This is a genomic window from Rhizobium sp. SEMIA 4085, from assembly GCF_013004495.1.
In the GTDB taxonomy this organism is placed as follows: domain Bacteria; phylum Pseudomonadota; class Alphaproteobacteria; order Rhizobiales; family Rhizobiaceae; genus Rhizobium; species Rhizobium gallicum.
Genome location: NZ_JABEPH010000623.1, coordinates 1 through 1,849, shown reverse-complemented (window position 1 = coordinate 1,849; position 1,849 = coordinate 1). Strand labels below are relative to the sequence as shown.

The window sequence follows — 1,849 nt, the reverse complement described above, 5'->3', positions numbered from 1 at the left end:
GCGCCCCCCTCGTCGTTTCCCCCGACGCCTATATCGAGGGTTTGCTCTGGAAGGCGATCGGAGCCCACCCCGCAGGCGCCAAGGGGCCTGGTTTCGGCTCCTGGGCCTTTCCGCCGAAAATTCCGGACCTTCCGGATCTCGATTCCAAAACCTGATGCCACTTCGATTTGACCTCAAAAGGACTGGATCATTGCCATGGTGACATATCTGCATCGACTGACGCCCGCCAAGGTCTGGCTGGGTGTCATCCCCACGCTCTGGTGGAATGACGATTTCATCAACATCGATATCGGTATCCCCTACGAGCAGGCTCTGAGTGAAATGGCGCTCGCCGGCTATGTCGGATGTGGCGTCGGCCACAAATATCCGACGGACCCGAAAGTATTGCGACCTGCCCTCGAACTCAGGGGATTGCGGATTTCCGAGCCTTGGGTAAGCACCTACTTCACCATCAAGGCGATGAAGCGTCATACCCTGGACAATGTCGATGCTCAGCTCGATTTCCTCGAAGCCATGGAAGGTGACAGCAACGATCCGCGCAGGGCCGATCTGGTCGTCTCAGAGTTTGGCCGGGCCGTCAATCCGCTTCCGGTAGCCCTGTTTCCGAATTGTCCGGATTTCTCCGAGGACGAGTGGAAATACCTTATCGAAGGGTTGCATGAGGCGGGGGAGAAAGCCAGGGCACGCAACCGCCAGCTCTGCTATCACCCGCATCTGGGAACCGGGGTGATGAAGACGGAAGCGATCCACCGGCTCATGGACGAGACGGATCCCAGGCTGGTCAACATGCTTCTCGACACCGCACACCAGGCGGCTGCCGGTGTCGATCCGCTGGCGCTGGCCAGAAAATACGCCCACCGCATCAAGCATGTTCACCTGAAAGATATTCGCGCCGAGGTGGTTGGGGCGATTAAGGCCCGTGAATTGTCCTTCCAGCAAGGTATCGAGATGGGAATCTTTACCGTTCCGGGTGATGGCTCCATCGTGACCTTTCCGGAAATCCTCGATGCGTTGGCCGCGGCGGATTTCGCCGGTTGGATCTGCGTCGAAGCAGAGCAGGACCCGGCCAAGGCCAATCCGCTGCAATATGCGAGAATGGGCCGCGAATATCTACGCAAGCTGCTCGGATGGTAGCCCCGGCGAGAGGTTTGACCTCTTTTGGTTTGGATTCTGGATCTGATTCAGATCCGTCTGAGTACGACATAAAGTCTGATCACGTGCTTCGTGTGGGTTCCACACAAATCACAGTTGACGTAATTCCCTGCTCGCCGTCTCGTTCCGTAAGATCGTTCGGAACGTTTTCGAAGAACAGATCGCAATCCTGGAAGGTGCGAATTCCTCAATAAACTAGAGATTGATCGATAACCACGCGTTATTGGATAACGATAGCCGGAGCGATGAAGATGTCAGAGGCATTCAAGCGAGATATATATTTCAGCTTCTTTATGTTTACAGCGGATTTGAGGCCGAACGACGCGGACTACACCCAGGTTCTCGTCAGACATCTGAAGGCTCTTACCGACATCGGCTACACTGGCTTCGATGTGCATATCGCCCCAGGACCTGCCCACGCCGGTCATCACGCTGAGGTCGAAAGCTATGTCCGCCTCAAGAAGGCGTTCGATAAGGCAGGCTTCCAGGATGTGAAGTTCACAACCAATGTGGGGACCACGCGAACCTACGATCCGACCTCGCCCTACGAGGAACAGCGCAAGCAGGCTCTGTCCTATCTCAAATCCCGCGTCGCCATCACGTCGGGGCTGGGTGGGGAGAATACGATCATGTCAGGGCCGTTCCTCTACCCCTATGGTATCTTTCCGCTGACGGATGACGGTGAGGAGATCTGGAG

1 protein-coding gene and 1 pseudogene are annotated in these 1,849 nt (G+C 56.2%); both read left to right on the top strand.

Annotated elements, in window-relative coordinates; all coding sequences use genetic code 11:
• The first annotated feature begins 195 nt into the window (after positions 1–195).
• Positions 196–1,134 carry a myo-inosose-2 dehydratase gene (iolE, locus tag C9413_RS31750; protein WP_040114762.1) on the top strand — a complete coding sequence of 313 codons (939 nt, stop codon included), beginning with the start codon at positions 196–198 and terminating at the stop codon, positions 1,132–1,134.
• Positions 1,135–1,397: 263 nt separating this feature from the next.
• Positions 1,398–1,849 (top strand): annotated as a pseudogene (locus C9413_RS31745) (sugar phosphate isomerase/epimerase); the annotation flags it as partial.

What these genes read in the sequence shown, in the direction of transcription:
- iolE (WP_040114762.1), top strand. Translation starts at nt 196, where the DNA reads ATGGTGACATATCTGCATCGACTGACGCCCGCCAAGGTCTGGCTGGGT.